Here is a 20,362-nt window from a genome sequence, read left to right as displayed (position 1 = left end):
AAAAGCTGTTCACCGGATCATGGGACTGACCCCCAATGTCCAGTGAACAGCTTTTTTCCTTATATTGCCCAGCCGCCTTTGCGGAATATGGGTACAGTGGAACCATCATGCAGAATGCCGTCGATATCCATCTGATCCGAGCCAATCATGAAGTCAACATGCGCTATACTGTGGTTGACGCCATGCTTCTCCAGCTCCTCAGGCGGCATTGATGCGCCCCCTTCGATATTGAACGCATATCCGCTGCCGATAGCCAGATGATTGGAGGCATTCTCGTCGAACAAGGTATTCAGGAACAACACGCCGGACAGGGAGATTGGCGATTCATGCGGCACCAAAGCCACTTCCCCCAAATAGTGGGAGCCCTCATCCGTATCCACCAGCTGCTCCAGAATATCCTGTCCTTCCTCTGCCTCCACCTTGACAATCCGGCCGCTCTCGAAGGTCAGCTTGAACTTGTCGATGATATTGCCGCCGTAGCTGAGCGGCTTGGTGCTCGATACAATGCCGTTCACACCGTTCCTCTGCGGTACGGTGAATACTTCCTCCGTCGGCATATTGGCCATGAACAGGACGCCATTCTGGCTCGTACTGCCTGCGCCCACCCAAGTATGCTTCTCGTTGAGCTCGATAGTCAAATCCGTTCCAGGCGCTTTGTAGTGAAGCTTATATATCTTCTTCTCGTTAAGCAGCGACACTTTCTTATGTAAGGCTGCGTTATGCTCCTCCCAGGCTCTGACAGGATCCTCCGCATGAAGACGAACTGAATCGAAAATAGCCGCCCACAGCTTATCGATCGCTTCCTGCCCGGATAATGCCGGGAATACCTTCTGCGCCCAATCCCTGGTGGAAGCCGCAGCAACGGTCCAACTGACCTTATTGGATTGGATCGCTCTGCGGAATTCCTTCAACCCTTGACCGGAGGCCTTCTGGAAATTGCCGATCCGCTGTGGATCGATTCCTTTCAGAAGATCCGGATTGGGAGAGATGATGGAAATAAAGGCTGCTCCGTTATCCACAAAAGCTTGCCGTTTGGCCGTTTCCCATTCCGGAAACCGTGTGAACACTTCGTCAGCAGCCTTCTCATATTTCAAGCGGGCTAATGCCTCGTCCGTCCAATCCACATGGACATTGCTTGCTCCAACCTCATAGGCCTTGCCTGCCACAAGGCGGATAAATGAGGCGATTTCGATTGTCGCTCCATTAATAAATACCTCTTGCCCCGGTTGGACGTTGACGCCTACCTTCACAATCAGCTCTGCATAAATTTCCAACAGCTGTTCGAAATTTTTCAAGGACATTTACCTCCTGCACAATAATCTGGAACTAATTCATTATACCCGCAGCGGAAAGGCTAAACAATCGCCGCCCTTACAAACTTCTTTCCCATGCTTTCATAAGGCTTAGCCGGACGGGTAGTGAAGCTAACGAAATGGTCACGATATCTCCTTTAATTCGTCAGCTGCTCCAGCCTTTGTCCGATCCGTGGAAAAACCCGAAAGGCGTTATGATAGAATACTTCTTCATGAAACTTCTCGGGAATCAGCTGTCTGACGAAATTAATATACACCCCGATGGGAGCGAGCGGCCAGTCGGTTCCGAACAGCATCTTCTCATAATTGTCCGCATAGACGAGCGCCCTTCTGAAATGATCCATGAACAGCGGCTCATTCTCGAACCGGTCGAACTTGAGCTGGTCTCCTACAACCAGCCCGGACAAATCGGCGTAAACATTCGGATTTTTGGAAACGACCTCCGCAGCATCCATAACCCAGGGATCGCCCAGATGGCAGATCATGAAACGCACCCCCCTTTGCTGATAAGCCAGCTCGTCGACGGTGAGCGGGTGGGAATATTTCAGAAGGCCGTTCATGGAATACGTATCGCCGGTATGAATCACCACGGGAACATCGTAGTGCTTGGCCAGCTCATAGATCGGACCATAGGTTTTGTCCGTTACATAATAATGATAGTAACCGGCGTAAAGCTTGATTCCCGCCACATCGGAGGATGCAAGCCGCTTCTCTATCCTGTCGAGCTCCTTCTTCTTCTCCGGAGAATCAAGCCTGACCGGATTGATCCCGACGCATTCCATCAGGAAAGGAGGGACGGATTCGGCCAGATCCAGCCCCATGGGATTGGAGGCAAGAGAATCCGGGAAAGCCCCGGCTGTTTTTTCCTGCACGCCCATCCCGATGCCCAGGACAACATCGCTGCGGTCAAACTCCGCTTTAAGCCCTGCTGCGGAATAATCGACACCCGACAGCTCGCGCGCCGTACGGTGAAAGCTGTCGATGTCCGACAAATGAATGTGAATATCGATGATTGGCATAGCTACCTCCATTACGTTTGATTACCGTTGAAAACCTGGCTGAGCATGCTCCGCCAGTTCATTACCCGCCAAAGCTGAAATCGGCTAATGCCCGCATATCCGTGTACGATAACGGGGTGCCGGCGAACGTGTAAAATACGGGAGCCGCCCATACCGTGCTCCCGGCCGGCACCAGACTGCTCTGAGAGACTCCGTGATGGATAACGAGATTATTGGTATACATCCACGCTCTTGATCCCGGATACCGGTTCAGCGCATGCAAAGCAGCGGAGCGGTTATCGCTGCCAAGACGGATTACGCCTTCCGATTCGATTTCCACTCCTGCTTTGCCGCATCTGTAACGGGTCCCGTTGTCCTTCTCCATCCATCCCTGCTCCAATGATTCGCCGGGGAGGAGAAAGCTGTTGATCGTGCTTTGGAAGCTATTGTAGGCCATTTCCGTTCTATTGGTCAATCGGGTAACGCAGCAGAGCACAGGAGCTCCCGGCAGCAGCAGCGCAAATAATGTCAGCTCCATACCGCGGTACCGCTCATGCTTCTCAATATGTGTGTGAAGCGCTATTCCGCTCCACTTATTCCCCCGGTTGTCGGTCAATGAAGCAAACGCGGCGCTTCGCCGCTCATCCTGCTGGCTTAGCGGTGATATACCCTGAACGGAAGCGGAGATTCCGCCATGCCATGGATTCCACCAGGAACGCGGTCCTGCTTCGGGATATGAACTATCCAGCCATTCTTCTCCGTTATGCCTGAGCGAGTGAAGACCTGCGCCAAATGCCGGAGATGCCTCGATGGTCAATGTGCCGTTCGAACAGCGGTAAGTCTGGCCGTCTTCGCTTTGGCGAATTTCCTGTTGAACAGGCGCAAGGCCCACAGGGATCAGTACGGTTCCGCGTTCGATGCTCAGCTCCTCGGTCTCAAAGCGCATCCGGACCGGCTCGATTGAGCCAGGGACCAAAGACTTGAGCGGGAATACTGCCGAATGAAGAGCGTCATCACGGCGGAACGTTTTATGGAAAACCTCCGGCGCGGTCTCAGGCAAGGACAACCTCATCTCGCCGGCAAGCGGCTGATTCCGGTGCTGCTTGATACTCACATCCGCATCCTGCACGACGAATGGATTTCCCCCGTTTACGCTCAATTCCAAATGATCCTGCAGCAGAGGCTGAACCGGATCTCTCCTTTTGCGCGCGAAGGAACGGAAATCCCACCAATCCGGGAATGTGCCTATCGCCAGAAAAGTCGATGCCGTGCGGACGGTTTCACCTGCTGCAAGCCCGCCGAGCTCATATTCGACGCCAAAATGCCATTCCATTTTTACCAGTCTTGCCGAGGGCTCCCAGCAGAATCCGTGGGATAATTTCTCATTCCGGCTGAACAGCCAGTTTTCGCTTATCCGGTTAATATCCCAGTCGTCGTACTGCGCGGCAAAGCGGTCCTTCAGATCGTAATAACGTCCGTCATAGGGAAGCACCAGACCTTCCGAATGATGATAGAAGCCGTCGATCAGGTACAGGCCCTCTCCGCTTGAATCCAAGGAAACCGAAGCATTGCGCACTTCAAAATAACGTTCCACAATTCCGCTGGCATTCAGACGGCTGAAGGCTGTAAAAGCCATGCCCGGAAAATCCTCCGACCGGTAATCCGCTTCCAGCACCATCGCATCTCCCTGCGGATAAATCCTGACCTCTTCCGCTTTCTTCTTGCTGAATTCCGGGGAGTAGGGCTTCCCGATTCTGGGGAAGGTCCAGCTGGTATGATGGCTTCTCCGAAAATGGGAGGTCCAAAGTTCATTGTTGTTCTTGTTCAGTCCCATTGAATACGGTCCGTTCACGGCGACCCAATGGTCCACGATATCTCCCCCGTAACGGCCGGTGTTTCCTTTGAAAATACCCCAGATACGGGCGGTGAATGAAACGGGCTCCGAGCCTTCGGCGATCGCTTTAATCACCACATTTTCGGAGAAAATACCGAAATCCTTTAACAAGTAGGGAACCGCTACCGCGGCCTTGCCTTTGGCCGAAATACGGATTGAGATACGGGGATTCTCAAACTGTATAAATTCGGATGGCGGAAATTCAAGCTCAAATACCGCCTGTTCCTTGAAATTGTTCTCAAAGGTAAGGAAGGCTTCCTCCCCGGCACCAATGTACTGCTCCTGGTTTTTCACGTCCAGCTTCACTCTTGCCGGAAACTTGGGTGCGATCCCCGTCCGAAGCTCCGCATGCCTCCCATTAATCGTCCAATCAGATACAACCGCAGGATGCGTTCGCCAGTCGCTTTGGTCTTCATGGATCGGGAGGAGTTCAAACTCGCCCTCTACGACAACAGTATCCGCAACCTTGACGGTTTGCTCCAACGCGAATTGAACCGTCTTGTCATTGCGTCCGCGAATCGTACACTCCAGAGGCTCTCCCGTCTTGTTCCGAATCCGGTAACGAACGGGATAGCGGCTGCCAAACACCAGATCGTGATCGTCAATTTCCGTATGTATCGCATATTCGCCGGTTTCAATCAGGCTTATTCCCCTGCCTGTTTTCTCGAACTCCACACGCAGTGATGTCCCGTCCTTCTCCCAGGCGTATTCAAAGTAATCAAAGCCGTTCTCCGAACGCCCGTCAGGGCGAATCTCCAGCTTGCGTTTGCTGTCGGCATACCAGTCGAGCCGCTCCAGAGAGGGCCGGAGAGCATCCGTCATCAGGACAGTCGGAATAAAATTCATCAGATGGACCGAATCTTCCTTCTTCTCCCAGAAGAAGCCGGTCTTCTTGTACATGGGAACCGCTTTCGTGTTTCCTGCCCAAGTAAACAAATCCAGCCTGGGCCAGCCCATCTCCACGGTAGTGTCAACGGCTTTGAGAATGAGATCCCTGCCAACCTTTCTTCCGTGATAATCCGGCCTTACATTCAGGAGCGGCACATACAGAGCTCCTTCGTCATGCTGGTATTGGGAAAAGCTGCAGTAGCCCACCACTTCTTCTCCGTCTACAGCCAGAAACACCTTCAGGTTGCCGGCATTCTGAAGCTCCCGCTTGACTCCGTCCGCGCTGCGGATACGGCTGCCCCCTCCCCAGCTCTCCTGGCTGCGGTTCCACATGTCGGCAACAGCCTGCGCATATTGCGGGGTATATTCTATAATCTGGATATGTTCTTGTGAATGACTCAAGCTTAATCTCACCTCTTGTCCGTATAATGGCTGATAGCTGAACGAATTTATTCTAAATTGTAAGGGATATTCCGAGGCCGGTAAAGTGCCACCCTGCCTATATATTCCATCATTCCCCTTTCCGCAATTATTAGGCCGTCCATCGGCATCTGCATAAATAAGAAGAAACGGCTGTCGCCGTCCTTTGGCGGCGCAGCAAGTTTCTTCCCTCAGACCTTACAGAAATCGATAAATGTGAAATTTATACCTGCTATAAGTGGAAAAATGGCAGCTGCTCCAACTCCAAGCCTGCTGCCATTTTTGATCGATGCTCGATTGCAATTATGCTTATCCCAACTTGTCCAGAATATTCAGCAGCTTCGATACTCCTGCCTGCTCATACATCTTAATGGTTTGCAGCAGTTCGATGGATTGCCGTGCATTCTCAGGACTATTCGGATCTCCGCCTTCCGGGAACGGGAACATTTGATGCAGTGCCCCGTAACGACCGGAAATCACTTCATACAATTCTGCCGTTTCCCCAAGCAGTCCCCGTATCTGCTGATCCGCTTCATCCTGCTTGGGCCATCCCGACAATACTTCCTTCACAAATTCCAGCGCGTTTCTGCGGCCGTCGTTGATGACAGCGATGTTATAGGCATTCCCGTTCGGTTCCACATTACCTTCCCGGAATGCTTCGCACCATACATCGTAAGCCTTCAATCCTTTGACGGAATCAGAAGGCGTATTCGTTTCTCTTCCCTCATAATGGTCCACAATCATGCGCAGGGCGTTCCTGACCTGGTCGCGCCGGTTCGTTTCAATAGGCGTATCAAGCGCCAATACGAATATTTCTTCGAGCACGCTACGGCCCAGATTCTCGTAAGCGAGCGTATCCCGTCTGCCGCATTCTTCAGCCAGCAGCAGCCGCTGTTCATCATCATAGCCGTATAGAATCCCGAATTCGGGGAAGAAAATATCCCAGGCCAGGACAGGGTAACCCCGGTCCAGCGAATGATGAATCAGATCGAGCGCATCCGGCAGCGCATGATGAATCTCTCTTTTGTCCATCGCTTCTTTCGCAAGCAGAGAAGGATCGATCAAATTGGTGTTGAGGCCGATTGAAGCTGACAGACCATCGACAAACCTGGCGTGAAATCCCGCGTTTCGCAGCCCCTTTGTCATGCTGTCGCCAAAGTTGTATGCCGTCGGGCCGGCGATATGAACAGTCTTCGGTATAATGTTGATGCGAAAAGCCTGGCCAGTCAGCCCTGCGACCATCGGGTAGGATAAACGTTTATCCGTGTATTTCAGCATCGTGTAAAGGGCATCCACTGCCGTATTCCAGGTTCTAACCTCAGAGATCGTCTCCGAATCCGGTAAAATGACTTTCTTCATGCTTCCCATATCCTTCCTCGTCTTGATATAGGAGTCAACGGTCACACGGATTTTCTCCTGGATAACCTTCTTGCGGGAGCGCGAAATAATCTGGTAGACATTGGCCGTTGAAAGCTCAAATAATTTCGCAATCTCCCGGGGAGACAGCTGATCGAAAAAATGGGACTCGAAAACGAGCCTTTCCCGCGGCTTAAGGCATTCGATAATCCCTGTCAGCACATGAAGCGTTTCCTGCCGCAGCAGTTGTTCTTCCGGGACATCTTCACGGGCAGAACGCTCTTCTGCCGATCGGCTCAGGCGATGAAGAATCGCATCCAGATTATTCCATTCGCCGTGTACAGTCTTCTCCGCCCCAGCGGCCAGCAGCGCAGAGAATGTTTTCTCTCTGGCAGCTGGACTGCTTTTCAGCCGGGTAAAGGCCTGGTTCCGAACGATCCGGTGCACCCACGGCAGGAAGCGTTCCATATCAACCAGCTTCCCAAGATGCATAAACGCTCTTACAAGAGCGTCCTGCACAATATCCTCCGCCAGAAAGGATTCCTGCGTAATGGCTCTGGCATAGCCATACATCTTGGACCGGTGCCGCTTGACCAGCTCTCCGAAGGCTTCCCGCTCGCCCGCTTGGGCGTGCCGCACCAGCTCCGCATCCTCCAGCAGTTCCCAGTTTATGATCTCGCCGCTCCAGTTATCCAAGGGCAAATCCCCTCGCAGTAATAATTGTTGACTCCCTCTATTGACTTACAAGGAACAGGATTTCTGACAGCTTCATAAAAGTTCCATAAAAAAATTCCGGCTGCGCGTGCAGAAGCGGTTTGTCATCGGACTTTTAAGTTGATTATAGCAAAAGAAACCGTTATCGGTAGAGCCGCTGCCAATATCCTTACGGCTTGGTATGGATATCACGTCGCCGGTGTTTCAGCCTCCACTGCCGCGGTGCCGGATCCTTGTGCAGGCTGTTCCTTCACCTTGGCCTGCTCCTCGACCATCGCCTGCTGACCTTTGACCTGAGCCGATGCAAGCGCTTCAGCTAGTGGCTTCTTGCCGTCGAACGCGGCCTTGAGCTCTTCCTGGGCAATGCCGGTAAACTTCGCGAAGAAGTTTTGCGGCAGCTTGTCGAAGTCTTTATAGATGGATGATTTTACCGGCTTCAGGCTGTAGAAGGCTTTAAAATTATGGTTTTCCTCATCTTTCAAGTAATTGGTGCGGACGGAGAAGGTGCCGTCTTGAAGCTTCGATGTGACTCTCGCATAATCATCGCTTGTAATATAGCGAATGAATTCTTTGGCCGCTTCCTGGTTCACAGACTTGGCATTGATTGCAAAAATTTGGCCAAACGACATATTCGAACTGGTGTCCGGACTTTGCGGATCGACAGGAGCCGTGACAATATCCCAATTCTGGATAGCCTTGTCCTTCGCATTCTTCTGCGCTTCCTTGATCTGGGTCATGATATAAGCACTTTCGAACTTCATCGCCAGCTTCCCGGAGATGAACGGATCGCGCAGAAGATAATCCTCATAGGAAGTTGAGCCCGACGACATCATCCCGTTTGGATCTTCGGTATATAATGCGCCGGACTTCAGCCCCTTCATCGCGACTTCAAATACATTCTTCCAAGCCGGCGTATCAATGGTAACCTGTTTGCTCGTCGCGTTGAACATGCTCAGATTCTGTGAGCTGCCAATCAGACTGCCTAACTGATAAAGCTCGCTATTGTAGCCCAGGCTTAATCCATAGACCCGTTTGTCCTTCGCGCCATCTGTCGGAAACCGCTGCGCCAGCTCAAACAGCTGATCCCAGCTCATCTTGTCTTCCGGCATTGGTATACCGTATTTGCTGAATAAATCCTTGTTGTAGAAAATAGCCTGGCTGTAGAAGTTCGGGGAGAGGCCATATATTTTGCCTCCGCCAAGCTCTCTCATATAATCGAGAAGGCCGGGGATCAGCGTCTCTTTGTCGTAATCCTTTTCTTCCGTCATCGTATCCAGCTCCAGCAGGCTGCCGTCCTCCGCGTACCGGGTCAGCTGATCCGCTGACAGCATGATGATATCCGGCTGCTCTTCTTTAATAAAGGTATCGAATTGGGCTTCCATATCCATCTCAGGATCATAGGGACCTGTTTGCTGATTGGTAACGACCGTGATGTCCACATCCGGATGAAGAGCCGAATACACCATCCCCAACTGGCTGTAAAAAGATCTTTCATCATAATACATAATTTTCAGCGTCGACTTTTCATTGCTTGGCTTCGCCCCCCCGTCAAACATGCTGCAGCCTGACAGTATGATCGAAATACCTAAGGCACCAATCACACCAATACGCTTTAAACCTTTCAATTCATCCTCTCCTTTTCCATTTTCCTATTAAAATCTTCCAAATTCCTATTATTGTAACATATTACCGCCTATCAAATTCCAAATTTTCCTTTAAATCTTATCCCGCTGCTTCCAGATGCTGAGAACAAACCTCATTGACATATGTAATTAAATTAGTTACAGTTAAGTCGTAAGTAGCCCATTATGACGAAAGAAGGGATACTAATGAAAATCGGAATTATTGGTACAGGCAATATCGGAGGAAACCTTACCCGCCGCCTCACGAAGCTGGGACATGATGTGCACATCGCGAATTCCCGCGGTCCTGAGACGCTCTCCGACCTGGCTGCTGAAACCGGAGCCAAGCCCGGATATGCGGCAGATGTCGCACAAGGAGCAGACGTGGTGATCGTGACCATACCCCAAAAGAATATCCCCTTGCTGCCTGCAGGCGTCCTTGACGGAGCAAGCAGTCATGCAGCCATCATTGATACCGGAAACTATTACCCGCAGCAGCGCGATGGTCTGATTGCGCCCATTGAGGCCGGCTTGCCCGAAAGCCGCTGGGTGGAACAGCATCTGGGACGGCCAGTCATCAAGGTATTCAACGGCATTTATTCCCAGCACATTCTGGACCGCGGTCTGCCGGCAGGATCGCCGGGACGCATCGCCCTGCCGGTTGCAGGCGATGATCAAGCCGCAAAAGCTGTCGTGATGCAGCTTGTCGAAGAGCTTGGATTTGAAGCGGTCGATGCGGGCGGTCTCGACGAGTCCTGGCGGCAGCAGCCCGGGACTCCTTCCTACGGCGCGGATGCCGGCCGTGACGATCTTCGCCGCAAACTGGAAGAAGCGAGCCCGGAGAGGCCCGCGAACTTCCGCGCTTAAGATATATGCATAAACAGGCCAACCGATATTTTCGGTTGGCCTGTTTTATTTCAAATTTATACCATGTATAACATAAAGCGTCACAGGGCGTCATGGCTGTGATCAGCAACATATTTTTTTACATATATAACTGGCATCAACACAATTATACAGCAGCAAGAGACCATTTTGGCCTCCTGCTGCTTGAACTCCTCTATTTATCTGCTTTAGGAGAGTAGACATTCATATGATCTATATGGGCTATGCTCCCTTTTGCGACACTTTTGGGGCCAACGAATTTCAGCTGGAAGCTGCCGGCATTATACATATAAATTTTGTCTTCGCCGCTGAACCGCACCTCTTTGGGCATGCCCAGAGCTGAAATAATGGATGTGAAGGTCAATGATTTGATTCCGGTAGTCGGGTCGATATTTTGTCCGAATGTGCGGAGATCAAACACGACACCGCCTTTTCCCACCCCGACCGCAAACGAGCCTGTGCCCATGCCAAAATTATAAAACTCATATTTGTTGGAAGGCCCCAAAGTGGGATCGCCCCATTTTTTGTGAACATCCTTGATTAATGTTTTTCCGGATACAAAATCGGAGCCGGGTATTTTGCCCTGCTTGGCAAGGGCATACAGGCTTTTCACATAGGCGCTGGAGCTGTTTTTGACTGCTGCTGAAGAAATCGGTTGCGTGCTGGCAGCCTTCGCATTTGCAATTTGTGCTGCAGCTGTAATCGAGCTTACGGAGATGACCGCAGCCAAGCTCAGCTTGGTCCATTTTTGCAGCGTTGTTTTTTTTGTGTTGTACATGATGAACACCTCGATGAGTAGAATTTTGTTTTTCTACTGCAATCATAAGGGAGTTTTATTCTTAAAGAGTTACAGAAAAGTAACATTGTCATTGCCGGTTTTAAGCGGTTATCCTCTTAATAAAAGTAATATTTTCCATAATATAATAACTTATCAATAATCAGGATCTGCTGAATTTTAATCCAATCTTCTACACAAGGAGTCTGTCCAGACCGATCGCACTAATCAAAAGACGCTCCTTCTTCGCGCCCAATAACTGTTGTGTCCAGTCCACAAAACCGCCGTCACCGATATTGAGCTCTTTCCCCTGAATCGTAGTCTTGATTGTAAACTGCAAACCTTTGTAATACTGATTATCCATCTTTGGTTCCGATACGGTTATATTTAATTTAACGTATTGCTCCTGGGCGAACTGCACAACTCTTGTCAATAGTCCCTCCGTGTCCGGGTAGCCGGCACGACCGCTGAGAATGATTTCGATTTCAGAACCAAATAGGGAATGAAACAGGTCTCTGTAAACCATGATGTGCTCCCAAAATGACTGCTTCTCAAAACCATAGGAGCCTTTATCCTCGCCTGCTGTGACCATGCAAAACAGGTGGAAATGCGGCAGCATCCCGGGGATATTTCCAAAATATTGCGCTCTCACATGCCTGTGCGTCGTACATAGCCGGATATAATCATCGCGGTTTTTCACGGAATGTGTTTTGATCATGTCACCAATATAGAGTGCCAGAAGATTGGTCGCATCCGACACCACTTCCGTTCCTCTCAGAGCGGAAATGATTTTATTCTGGTCGACGGCCGCGACCACCGAAGAGCTCCCAAGCGGCGCTACGGGCGATAATTGTACCGCTGAGAAGGTATGCCTTGCCGCCATTTTCAATACATCCAGTTCAAGCTGCTTCAACAAAATCGCATCGGCATTTGCTGGTTGGACAAAACGGTTCTCGCCGTATCTTTTGAGTAGGTCGCCGGCAGAGGACAGTTCCGCTTTTTCCTGGAACACTTTAAGAAGAAGCGTGTTCAACTCGCTTCCCGACAAGCGCCCGGACAGTAATTCTACAATATCCTGCGTACCCAGCTTGCGTAAAATCCTCGTGAGGTCAGGCTGTTTCGATGGTCCCATACGACGCAACTCCCTCCATTTGACAAAGAAGCCCTTAACCGTTAAACAGAAAAGGGCGCCTTAATCTTGGTTGCACAGCTGTTATTTAACCCTGTCAGCTTCATAAACAGATTTCTGGTTTCCGGCTGTTTTTGAGCTTGCATATGGATTAAATAAACATTAACATACTGGCACAAATGGAGAAATAGAAATTTTAACGCACCGGCCCGTTAAAGCGGTCCTGAATATAATGCCGGCCCCCTGCCTATAGAGAGTCAGGAAGTAGTATACAATCGGAATTTCTAGCTTGCCTTCATTCCAACCCGCCGGATGCTCACCTTGCAGTCCACATCAACTGTCAAGGTCTTGAAGACCTCAATCCATTTCTCATCCGTTTGAATGCTGCGGTTCCAGTAATCCGGCATTTTCGCCCGAAACTGTTCGCCAAATCCGAGTATATCCGATCCTGCGAGCTGCAATTTTTTAATTAATCTCGTAGTACCTTCATCTGTCATGGAGGCAGATATTTGGGACAGCTCCTTCAGATCCTTCTGTTTTCTGATTTTGGAGTTCTCGTTTGGATTCTCATCTATGTTTTCCTCCAGTAGCACCTCCACATGCACCTGCGGCTTCCCATTTTTCAACGAGATTTTTGTTGTTGTTTTTCGATGGGTGGCGCTGATCATCACCATCTCCCGGCTCCCCGGGTGTCTTGGAATAAAGGCTGTATATCCGCCCCGCTTCCTGCCGGTTAAAGCCATATAAAACCCGATTTCGAGGGAATTGGTGTTTCCAACCATTTTATCACCGCTAAAATAGGCAAGTCCCGTTACTTCAATGCTTCCTTCTTCTTCATTCAGTTTGAACAGCGGCAGAATCGGGTCTATCCCTTTGCTCGTTCTCTTGCTCCAGAAAACCCCGATAAATTCATTCGGATATTCCCCTCTCTCGACAGCTTGTTCAAACATGCCCAGCAAATAAAGCGCAGGAACCCTTTCCAGCTGTGGAGCCGCTCGAAGCACCTTCTCCGCCCTGCCTTTGGCGACGCCGAGCCATGCGAGCCTTCGCACCTCCGGGTTCCGTCTTAAATAATCGTTCAAATTCTGAAGTCCTTGACGGGCGACTTTCTCGGAGACCATGATGACACGAAGATGCCCAAGAAACAGCCGGTCCGCCAGCTGCTGCTGCAGCACGCTCATGGCGTCATCCAAGGTATGTCCGCTTGCCGATACAATCCAGACCGGCGATGTGCCGCCTCCCCCTCCCTCATTCGCAGGACCCAAAGGAATACGCCCCGGCACGGCAATTTGCGCGGTAATCTGAAAGTCTATCCCCTGCGGTTCCGGAAAGGATTCCTCCACATGCGTGACCTCCATTTGCTCTCCACCCCTGTTTGGGATTGCAACATCAACAGCAATAGCCAGAACAACAGCCCTTTCTTCAATTTCCAGGCGGTCCCAGCAACCTGTCAGCAACGGGCAGAAGATGCATGCAAGCAGAATTGAGCTGCAGGTTCTTTTTATAAGCTGCGCCGACACTTTCTACACCAATGCAGAGCATAATATCAAACTTGGTATTGGGGTCATAATCATATCAACACACTCCATTTTTTTATCATGACAATAGTAATAATGCATATTCTTCCCATTGATTCCTGTTGTTATGTGAGAGCTCATGGCGCCCGTCGTTTGTTCGCAAAAAAAATAGCACCGGCAAAGGTGCTTCAAAGTGCTTCTTGGCAATTTTTTTATTTTTTTATGCTGAGACGAAAGGTTGTATTATTAACGGTATCGTCTCGGCTTGCGATATACCTGTTGAGAAGCTTCTGGGCCTGAATCGTGGACGTAGGTGACTGAAATCCGGTCTCTCGCAGATTTTTCACAAATTCGCCTTCAAAATCTTTCCGGGCAATGCTTGTGTTATTGAGAAAGGTGTAAGAAATGACATCGTTAGCGGGCTTGAAATGCGAATTCGTATTTTCCCTGGAATTGAAGCTATAAAATTCAATCTCATTGTCACTGTTCAGACCGCCAAGCGCAAACATAACCGTCAGGTGCTCAGGAACGAGCTTTTTTACAGCGGATATTAAGATGGTCTGAACAATGTCAAAGCTTATTCCTTCTTCAATGGCGTTTTTAAGATTTAACGCGATTGGTTCACACGATTCTCTATTGCCCGCATAAGCAATAAAAGCCTTTGAATCGTTGGCTTTTATGAACTTTTGGAAATCTTCCTGAATGATTTCTCCTGACACGGTGTCCTTTACTCTTCCATCACTCATTACGGTAACAAAGCCAGTAGTCGCAACAATTGAAACAAAACTCATATCATGTCCCCCTTTACATACAATGTTCAACAAAAGAAGATAAATTTCCTCTTTCCGTGACGAATTATGTCACAACTGAATATATTCCCCTACGCTTGATTGAAGCAAGCCGATCAGCTCTTCGTTCAAATACTCGTATTCATCCGGTATATGCAGGCAGATCAGCTTTTTACCGGCAAGGGCACCGCTGAATTTTTCCTGCAGTCTGCGGACATGCTTCTTCTCCATCGCGAACAGGATGTCCGCCCAGCCGACATGCCCTTCCGTTATCCTGATCCGGGCATTCTCTTTTGTACCTGCCGAGCGTACAGCGTGACCGCCTTTACCCTGGAAAACCGTCTCGGCCGTCAGGCTCCTCCATCTATTTCGGCTGCATACAAATAATAGATTGATGTTGTCTTCACTCCTGCCCGTTCATTTTAATGTGTCTTATCGAAAAAAGCCATATTCCCCCGCAATCTGACCGATAACCCGGGACATGCTCGCAGTCATCCATCCATCCGTTTCATGGAAAGGCACATAACGGTAACCATCAACCTCGGGGAGCAGTTTTCGGCTTCTATAGTGTTCAAAAAATGACGTGCACACCATATTCTTGACATCAGGCAGGTCGTCCGTTATCCACATATACAGGTGCAGATTCTTGTTTCTCAAATATTCATGAACCCCCAGGTCCCTCAGTTTGCCAGGTTCGAGGATTATTCCGGTTTCCTCCAGCGTTTCCCTGCAGCATACGTCAATCGGCTGCTCATCTGCTTCCTGCAGCCCTTTGGGCAGATCGTAGAAGGAATTGCCTGTTGAATGGCATGCCAGAAATGAATGTCCATCCGTTATTAGAATACCGACCGAGGTTGCTTTCACCGCCATTCTCCCTTTCGTGCCTGCAGAATTCATTCCTCATTGATCATAACATTTTTCAACAGCAAGAAGCGGCTGCCGCATCCCTCTGGCGGTACGGCAAAGTGTGGAGGAATTAAACCTTTCTTAACGTTCAAGAAAAAAACCTTTGCCAACTACCGGTTACCCGGCTGATGCAAAGGCTCCTCGTATTATCAAGCTAAGCTTCATTCCACAGCTGCATAGCAATTTCCTTGAGCAGCAGCGCCTGCTGCCAGCGGTCCGATAGTTCCCGGCTGTCACTATCTGTAATGGCGTAGCCCGGAGGGCCAAGCTCGGTTACAAATGGAAGCACATCACCAGGCATCGCCCTGCTTTTCCAGTAGGACATTCCGCTTGACCACCAGCGCTTGAAATGAGGCAGCATGGGATGCTCGCCCCGTTCTCCGATATCCGCCTGAATCTGCTGTCCGTTCGATACTCTCGCATGGATGGAGGAGGTTCGCTGCAGCAGCTGATCGAACAGCGGTTCAGCCTTCTGCTGCACATCAATCATCTCTCCGGCGGCCACATAATGGGACAGATCAATCGTCAGGCGGAGCTGCTCGACCTCGCGCACATAGCCGGCGGTCCGGATCAGATCCTGCGTCAGCTTGCCCCGATGCGTCTCCACGTGATAGGGAATCTGTACGGCAGCCGCTTCCTCGTACAACCCCTCGAGCAGTGATACAGCCTCGCTTCCGGTGACGAAGGCGTCCGCCACCTGGGAATTGACATAGCTGACGCCAAATGCCTCGGCCTCCTTTAAGAACAGGCGAAGCTCCTCCCGGCTGCCTGGAAAAGATTGTACGCCAAAGCTGAACTGGTACTGATCCAGCAAGCTGCGCCAGCGCCGGGCTTCCGTGGGCTCCGGAAGACGTCCCAGGATGCCGGTAAATCCGGCCTTCGCGATATGCTCGAACTTCTGCTCGGCGCTCCATTCCGTACCGCCTTCCCCAAAGCCGTACATGGCCCACCAGGACTGCTGGATATCGAGCCTCGGAGCTTGCTCCTGATCAGTCCGACTGTCTTCGCCACGCGGCTGATTCCATTCTGTCAATTTCAAGTCCTCCTTCTCTGCCTTGACTCATCGGCCCGCATTGCTGAAGCCCTCATCTCTATTCAATGGAATAGATATGCGGATTCTGACGGCGGCACTGCTCCATGACTTCCATCTGCGCCCTCACCTGAAGCGGCGTTATCTCAAGCTCCGCCCCTTCCGTCAGCGTCCTGTACAGCATCAGGTACACCTGCTCTGTCATATGATCGAAGGCTGACTTGCCGTCCTCAATTTTCAGGTCCCATGAATCATGATGCCAAATCAGCTGCTCACTGCAGTATGCAGGCCTGCCGTTCGCGTCAAGCAGCGGTCCTCTGATCAACTGCTGGGGCGGCGCCTCCGCGGTTTTGTAATATTTCCATTCCAGGCGATGGTTATTGCCATGAAGGCCGCCATGCGTTCCCTGTATGACGAAGGGTTCGCCGGGAAATGCGCTGCAGGAGGAAATCTCGATATCTATGGAGGGATGCCCCACACCATGCAGAAGCAGCTTGACATAATCCTCGGCATCTCCGAAGGTATTGGCTCGATCCATGATGCAGGTGACATTCGGCATCGTATCGCTGCCGAACAGCTGAAGAGCCTGATCGAGCGGATGGGGACCCGTATTCATCAAATTCCCGCCGTTATTGCTCTGCAGCGTCTGCCAATCCCATCTGCGGGCAAAGCCGCTGCTCGTCAAATCGATCTGCACGATTCTGCCCAGCACGCCGGAAGCGATGATTCTGCGGATCTGTACGAAGGCCGGCTGATAACGCGAGTTCTGGAAGACAGCCAGCACCTTGCCGGAGCTTTGCGAAGCGGCAATCAGGCGGTCTACCTCTTCCGGCGTTTTCGCCAAAGGCTTTTCACATAAAACGTGGACGCCGCGGTTCAGCAGATCAAGCGAAATGCTGTAATGCTGCTCGCTAGGCGAGGCATTGACAACAAGATCAAGCTCCTCATTCGCGAGCATCTCTTCCCAGCTCCCGTATGCGCGGCAGCTATATTCCTTCTCGGCCAGCTGCCGGCGATCCGGGAGCGCATCCGCAACGGCTGCGATCCGATAGAAATCCGGAATCTGCTGCAGCAAATTCCCGTGTATGTCCCGTCCGCTCCGGCCCTGCCCGATAATACCAACCTTTAATGGTCCCTGATTCATAATGAATTTCCCCTTTTCAGTGGTAGGATGTTATGCCAGGCGGTCAGGATGAGCCAGCCAGCTTTTGACTTCCTTATAATCATGCTCGAAACGCTCCACAACCGGCAGCGGAGCGAAGCATTCCAGCGTTGCCCAGCCCTCGTAACCGGTTTCAGCGAGAGCCGCGAATAAAGGCTTGTGATCGACGGCCCCGTCGCCAAGCCTGCATTGGATAAACGCTTCTTCCCCGTGACGGGTCAAATTATTAAAGCTGCCTGCCGCTCCGGCTTCTGCAATCCGAAGCTCATCCTTCACATGCACATGAAGCAGTCGGCTGCCCAGCTGAAGAACGGATTCACGGCCGTAACCGGTGTCCGTAATGTACATGTTCCCGGCATCATGAATAAATCCGACATTGTCCTGCCGGATATACTGCAGCAGCCGCTTGCAATCATCCGTCGTCTCCAGAATCGACTGATTATGAATTTCAAGGGCGACGCGGATTCCATAGGCTTCGGCTTCCTCGGCGCACCGGTTAATAAAATAAGCGGCCTTCCGGTAATGGTACTCCTGAGCCAGGAACCCGTTGGGCCCTCCCTGCTGAACGCGGAAGAGTGAAGCTCCAAGCTCGGCCGCCATTGGCAGCATACGCTTGAAATTCTCGAATTCCCCGTTGCTTTCCTTGTCTCCAAGCTCGGAAAACCGCCCCATATATCCCCCGATCGCGGGAATTTCCAGCCCCAGCTCTCCGGCAAGCCTCTTGATTTCCTTGACCCGAAGATCACTGGTGGTTGGCGACAAATGCGGCTCGCGGCCGGCAACTTCCACGCCATCCACGCCAATCCGATGCGCGATTTGCATTGCCTCATGAATGCTGTAGTCGATTAAAGCGCCGCTGAATATAGCAATTTTCATAACTAATCCCTCCATCCGATGAAAGCGGTCAATCCAGCCATAGTTCCATTCCAAGCTTCGAGCTCTCATAAATTTTCCGCACAAGCAGCACGCTGATATAGCCATCTTTTCCCGTGACCAGAGGCTCCCGTTTCTTCTCCAGCGCATCCAGAATATCCTCAATCTGCAGCCGGTGGCAGGTAATCTGAATACTTAACGGATCGGATATGCCCCCGCTTGTACCTGTCTGCTGGAGAGTCGGCTCCTCCAGTCCTTCCACCGACCAGTATGTAATATCGGTGCCGAGGATTTTAATGGTTCCTTTATCGCCGTACAGATTGAGTCCTGCCGGAAAGCCGGGCTTGATACTGGTTGACGCCATAATCGTCCCGAAAGCGCCATTATCGAAATTGACGATAGCCACTCCCAGGTCTTCCGCTTCCATCTGATGGGTTTGCGTGGCGATTTTTCCATAGACGGAAACCGGCCTGCCAATCAGCCACAAGAGAAGATCGATGGAGTGGATACCCTGATTCATGAGCGAACCGCCGTCTTCACGGATGGTTCCGCGCCAGGCGGCGCTGTCATAATAGTCCTGGGTGCGGTAATAGGGAACCGAAACCTCGGCGAACAGCAGCGACCCCAAGGCATCCTGCTCCAAAAGCTGCTTGAGCAGCTGATGCTGCGGCTCGAACCGGCGCTGCGAGATGACCGATAACAGCAATCCCCCCGCTTCGGCGATTGCCGTCAATTCTGCGGCTTCGGCATCATTCATCGCCATCGGCTTCTCGACTACCAGATGTTTGCCCGCCAGCAGCACATCCCTGCCAACAGCATAATGGCTTCCGCTGGATGTCGTCACCGACACGATATCGATATCTTCTCTTGCGAGGAGTTCCTTGTAATCCTCCGTCCAGGCGCAGCCTTCACGCTCACCGACCGCTGCGGCCCTGCCGCTGCTGCGGCTGGATACCGCGATGAGCTTCGCATGTTCAATTTCGTGGATGGCCTTGATATGAAAATCCGCTATCCCGCCGCAGCCGATGATGCCGAACCGCCAACGCTTCATCAATCGTTCACCTCGCGAAGCAGTGCCCGCAGCGCATCCAGGGTCATGCGCGTGCCGGTCATTTGTGAACCTCCCGCCGGAATGAAATGCGTCTCGATCGTAAAAAGCCCCTCGTAGCCATCCTCGGCAAGAGCCTTCAACTGCGCGATAACGGGCACATCGCCGGAGCCGAGCGGCACGCATCTCGGGACTCCATTGCTGCCAATATAGGCATCCTTCAAATGAACATGGCCTACGGCATTCCTGATCCGCTCGTATCCGAGCGGGTAAGCTTCCCTGCCGCCGTAAGCCTCATTGCCGGGATCCCACAAACCGCGCAGGGCGGGAGAGCCGACCATGCCGACAATTTCGGCTACCTCGCCAGCGAAGCCGGCATTGCAGGACGGCTCGTTCTCCAGCAGCAGGACCACACCGGCCTGCCGGGCAATCCCGGCAGCTCTCCCCAGATGCGCTGCGATTTCCTCCAGATACAGCTCAGGCTGCGCTTCACGCCAGAACGAGAAAACGCGGATCCGCCTGGTGCCCAGCAAGAGAGCGATTTCAATCATCCGGTCGAGCTTGCGGAAATGCGCGTCTACGCTTTCCTCCTGCTGCCCGAAGGTATCCCCCGTAGCAGCCGCACGGCTGGGGTCCAGCTTGCATTTGAACAAGGGCGATGCCAGCGCGGACACATACAGCCCGCGCGATTCTACCATTTCGCGTACAACATGCACCTCGTGATCTTCCAGATCCGCAATATTCCGTCCATTAATCACTCGCAGCTCGACATGCGCCAGCCCCTGCTCGGCAGTCCAATTCAGCGCCTCCGTCAAATCCTTCGAGACCTCATCGGTCAGAACACCCAGTCGATTATTTAGCATCTTCTAACGCCTCCTTTGCCGCCCGTTACAAGAACTGTACCTAGAACTATATCAACCTTGACTGAAAAATAATTGACTGATTTATTAACTTATTTGACAATTTAACGTTGGTTCCTTCATCCAAGCATAAACGGTTTTATACATGCCATAAGGTCAAGCAGAACCGGTTGCGCGTTCATTG

17 protein-coding genes are annotated in these 20,362 nt (G+C 51.4%); 1 reads left to right on the top strand and 16 read right to left on the bottom strand.

Annotated elements, in window-relative coordinates:
- Positions 1-59: 59 nt before the first annotated feature.
- The 5 genes from AC0YOB_RS01415 to AC0YOB_RS01395 form a co-directional block, all read right to left on the bottom strand.
- Positions 60-1,301 carry an aminopeptidase gene (locus tag AC0YOB_RS01415; RefSeq protein WP_475791225.1) on the bottom strand — a complete coding sequence of 414 codons (1,242 nt, stop codon included), beginning with the start codon at positions 1,299-1,301 and terminating at the stop codon, positions 60-62.
- 149 nt (positions 1,302-1,450) lie between these two features.
- On the bottom strand, positions 1,451-2,332 hold the full coding sequence (locus tag AC0YOB_RS01410; protein WP_475765716.1) for an amidohydrolase family protein: 882 nt from the start codon (positions 2,330-2,332) through the stop codon (positions 1,451-1,453).
- A gap of 61 nt (positions 2,333-2,393) precedes the next feature.
- Positions 2,394-5,495, bottom strand: a complete 3,102-nt coding sequence (locus AC0YOB_RS01405) for a GNAT family N-acetyltransferase (protein ID WP_475791224.1) — start codon at positions 5,493-5,495, stop codon at positions 2,394-2,396.
- A gap of 327 nt (positions 5,496-5,822) precedes the next feature.
- Entirely contained in the window at positions 5,823-7,565 is a 1,743-nt protein-coding gene (locus AC0YOB_RS01400) for an RNA polymerase sigma factor (RefSeq protein WP_475791223.1), read from the bottom strand.
- Positions 7,566-7,771: 206 nt separating this feature from the next.
- Entirely contained in the window at positions 7,772-9,208 is a 1,437-nt protein-coding gene (locus AC0YOB_RS01395) for an ABC transporter substrate-binding protein (RefSeq protein WP_475791222.1), read from the bottom strand.
- Between the two features lie 204 nt (positions 9,209-9,412).
- Here AC0YOB_RS01395 and AC0YOB_RS01390 point away from each other — a divergent pair, with 204 nt between their 5' ends.
- Complete coding sequence (locus AC0YOB_RS01390; protein ID WP_475791221.1) at positions 9,413-10,072, top strand: NADPH-dependent F420 reductase; 660 nt, start codon at positions 9,413-9,415, stop codon at positions 10,070-10,072.
- A 193-nt stretch (positions 10,073-10,265) separates the two neighbouring features.
- On the opposite strand, the gene AC0YOB_RS01385 is transcribed toward AC0YOB_RS01390, so the two are convergent.
- From AC0YOB_RS01385 to AC0YOB_RS01335, 11 genes are all read right to left on the bottom strand, one after another.
- On the bottom strand, positions 10,266-10,868 hold the full coding sequence (locus AC0YOB_RS01385; RefSeq protein WP_475791220.1) for a YjgB family protein: 603 nt from the start codon (positions 10,866-10,868) through the stop codon (positions 10,266-10,268).
- A gap of 190 nt (positions 10,869-11,058) precedes the next feature.
- A complete protein-coding gene (locus AC0YOB_RS01380; RefSeq protein ID WP_475791219.1) occupies positions 11,059-11,997 on the bottom strand; it encodes a hypothetical protein in 939 nt (312 codons plus the stop codon).
- A gap of 281 nt (positions 11,998-12,278) precedes the next feature.
- Positions 12,279-13,514, bottom strand: coding sequence for a Ger(x)C family spore germination protein (locus AC0YOB_RS01375; RefSeq protein WP_475791218.1), 1,236 nt, complete (start codon positions 13,512-13,514; stop codon positions 12,279-12,281).
- Positions 13,515-13,723: 209 nt separating this feature from the next.
- Positions 13,724-14,302 carry a hypothetical protein gene (locus AC0YOB_RS01370; protein WP_475791217.1) on the bottom strand — a complete coding sequence of 193 codons (579 nt, stop codon included), beginning with the start codon at positions 14,300-14,302 and terminating at the stop codon, positions 13,724-13,726.
- A 69-nt stretch (positions 14,303-14,371) separates the two neighbouring features.
- Positions 14,372-14,530 carry a hypothetical protein gene (locus AC0YOB_RS01365; RefSeq protein ID WP_475791216.1) on the bottom strand — a complete coding sequence of 53 codons (159 nt, stop codon included), beginning with the start codon at positions 14,528-14,530 and terminating at the stop codon, positions 14,372-14,374.
- Between the two features lie 201 nt (positions 14,531-14,731).
- Positions 14,732-15,163 carry an NUDIX hydrolase gene (locus AC0YOB_RS01360; RefSeq protein WP_475791215.1) on the bottom strand — a complete coding sequence of 144 codons (432 nt, stop codon included), beginning with the start codon at positions 15,161-15,163 and terminating at the stop codon, positions 14,732-14,734.
- A gap of 196 nt (positions 15,164-15,359) precedes the next feature.
- Positions 15,360-16,238: a sugar phosphate isomerase/epimerase family protein gene (locus AC0YOB_RS01355; RefSeq protein ID WP_475791214.1), complete on the bottom strand. Its 879-nt coding sequence runs from the start codon at positions 16,236-16,238 to the stop codon at positions 15,360-15,362.
- Positions 16,239-16,296: 58 nt separating this feature from the next.
- Complete coding sequence (locus AC0YOB_RS01350) at positions 16,297-17,379, bottom strand: Gfo/Idh/MocA family protein (protein ID WP_475791213.1); 1,083 nt, start codon at positions 17,377-17,379, stop codon at positions 16,297-16,299.
- A gap of 30 nt (positions 17,380-17,409) precedes the next feature.
- Positions 17,410-18,273 carry a sugar phosphate isomerase/epimerase family protein gene (locus AC0YOB_RS01345; protein ID WP_475791212.1) on the bottom strand — a complete coding sequence of 288 codons (864 nt, stop codon included), beginning with the start codon at positions 18,271-18,273 and terminating at the stop codon, positions 17,410-17,412.
- 28 nt (positions 18,274-18,301) lie between these two features.
- Positions 18,302-19,321: a Gfo/Idh/MocA family protein gene (locus AC0YOB_RS01340; RefSeq protein ID WP_475791211.1), complete on the bottom strand. Its 1,020-nt coding sequence runs from the start codon at positions 19,319-19,321 to the stop codon at positions 18,302-18,304.
- Positions 19,321-20,181, bottom strand: a complete 861-nt coding sequence (locus AC0YOB_RS01335) for a sugar phosphate isomerase/epimerase family protein (protein WP_475791210.1) — start codon at positions 20,179-20,181, stop codon at positions 19,321-19,323. The genes AC0YOB_RS01340 and AC0YOB_RS01335 overlap by 1 nt, the downstream gene beginning before the upstream one ends.
- Between the last annotated feature and the right edge of the window lie 181 nt (positions 20,182-20,362).

This window comes from Paenibacillus sp. JT31N17 (genome assembly GCF_056269255.1).
This window is presented reverse-complemented; position numbering and strand designations above follow the sequence as displayed.

Bases quoted from the DNA above. Each gene is read 5' to 3' on its own strand.
- AC0YOB_RS01415 (WP_475791225.1), bottom strand. From the start codon at position 1,301: ATGTCCTTGAAAAATTTCGAACAGCTGTTGGAAATTTATGCAGAGCTG.
- AC0YOB_RS01410 (WP_475765716.1), bottom strand. From the start codon at position 2,332: ATGCCAATCATCGATATTCACATTCATTTGTCGGACATCGACAGCTTT.
- AC0YOB_RS01390 (WP_475791221.1), top strand. From the start codon at position 9,413: ATGAAAATCGGAATTATTGGTACAGGCAATATCGGAGGAAACCTTACC.
- AC0YOB_RS01385 (WP_475791220.1), bottom strand. From the start codon at position 10,868: ATGTACAACACAAAAAAAACAACGCTGCAAAAATGGACCAAGCTGAGC.
- AC0YOB_RS01380 (WP_475791219.1), bottom strand. From the start codon at position 11,997: ATGGGACCATCGAAACAGCCTGACCTCACGAGGATTTTACGCAAGCTG.
- AC0YOB_RS01370 (WP_475791217.1), bottom strand. From the start codon at position 14,302: ATGAGTTTTGTTTCAATTGTTGCGACTACTGGCTTTGTTACCGTAATG.
- AC0YOB_RS01365 (WP_475791216.1), bottom strand. From the start codon at position 14,530: ATGGAGAAGAAGCATGTCCGCAGACTGCAGGAAAAATTCAGCGGTGCC.
- AC0YOB_RS01350 (WP_475791213.1), bottom strand. From the start codon at position 17,379: ATGAATCAGGGACCATTAAAGGTTGGTATTATCGGGCAGGGCCGGAGC.
- AC0YOB_RS01345 (WP_475791212.1), bottom strand. From the start codon at position 18,273: ATGAAAATTGCTATATTCAGCGGCGCTTTAATCGACTACAGCATTCAT.
- AC0YOB_RS01340 (WP_475791211.1), bottom strand. From the start codon at position 19,321: ATGAAGCGTTGGCGGTTCGGCATCATCGGCTGCGGCGGGATAGCGGAT.
- AC0YOB_RS01335 (WP_475791210.1), bottom strand. From the start codon at position 20,181: ATGCTAAATAATCGACTGGGTGTTCTGACCGATGAGGTCTCGAAGGAT.